The organism is Endozoicomonas sp. YOMI1 (assembly GCF_024606345.1).
GTDB lineage: Bacteria > Pseudomonadota > Gammaproteobacteria > Pseudomonadales > Endozoicomonadaceae > Endozoicomonas.
Genome location: NZ_JAHHPM010000219.1, coordinates 1 through 1241, shown reverse-complemented (window position 1 = coordinate 1241; position 1241 = coordinate 1). Strand labels below are relative to the sequence as shown.

The following is a 1241-nucleotide window of genomic DNA, read 5'->3' as shown; positions in this document are numbered from 1 at the left end:
CACCCGGCGTTGATGGGCTGACAATGGAAGAGACAAAGAAAGACTTCAGGCAATGGCTTGAACAAACGCTGACGTCTATTCATCGACAGGCTTACAAGGCACCACCGGTCAGGAGAGTATGGATACCAAAACCGGGGAAGAAGGAGAAACGCCCTTTGGGTGTTTCTTGCATTAATGATCGAGCCTTGCAACGCAGTGTTGCCGATGTATTGAATGCCATCTATGAACAGGATTTTCTGCCCTGTTCCATGGGAGGCAGGCCGGGCATAGGAGCGCACAATGCGCTATCCACCTTTAATGAGGTGGTGTCAGGTCGCAAAGTGAGTTGGGTGTTCGAGGCTGATCTGAAGAATTTCTTTGGAAGTCTTGATCATGGATGGCTGCTTCGTTTTGTTGAACACCGGGTCGGTGATCCCAGAATTCTGAACTTGATCCGTCGTTGGTTAAAGGCGGGAGTGATGGAAACCGGGGATCTGCATGAGAGTGAGGAGGGTACGCCGCAAGGAGGGCCTGTCAGTGTCATTTTGAGTAACCTGTATCTGCATTACGTGCTCGACCTTTGGTTTGAACGCAAGGTTAAGCCCTGTTTAAAAGGGGAAGCCTGGTTAATCAGGTATGTTGATGATTTTTTGGTGTGCTTTCAGCACCGCAGTGATGCGGAACGTTTCATGAATGTGCTGCCAAGGCGGTTGGGCAAATTTGGTCTGAAGCTGGAGCCGGATAAAACCCGGTTGGTTGAGTTCGGACGATTTGCTCATCGGCAAAAGAAGCGGCCAGAAACGGTCTACTTTCTTGGGTTTACTCATTACTGCACCCGTAACCGGAAGGGAAACTTTATGGTTGGCCGTAAAACGGAGAAAACACGGCTATGGCGAAGTTTTGAGAAATTGAAGGCGTTGCTGAGGCGAATACGTCACGATCCGTTGCATGAACAGTTAACAGCGATCAATCGTCGGTTGCAGGGACATTATGCTTACTATGGAATGGGAGGGAATTACCGAAGTCTCTGCAAACTGTATCGGTTTGTGGAGCGATATTGGCGCAAGATGCTTAGTAAGCGGTGTCGTAAGGGAAAGGTGACCTGGGAGAAATTTAACCATCTTAAGCGGATAATGCCGTTACAGAGACCAAAGATAACCATCTCCTTTTGGAAGATGCAATCTATGTCTGTGCTGTAAGTCAAATGTCGAAGAGCCCGGTGCGGGAAATCTGCACGCCGGGATCTGGTGTGTCACGAGAGC

Annotated in this window: 1 protein-coding gene; it reads left to right on the top strand. The window is 49.2% G+C overall.

Annotated elements, in window-relative coordinates; translation table 11 throughout:
- Positions 1-1178, top strand: a 1178-nt coding sequence (ltrA, locus tag KDK15_RS07675; protein ID WP_257294773.1) for a group II intron reverse transcriptase/maturase, incomplete at its 5' end; no start/stop codon positions are given.
- Positions 1179-1241 lie beyond the last annotated feature (63 nt).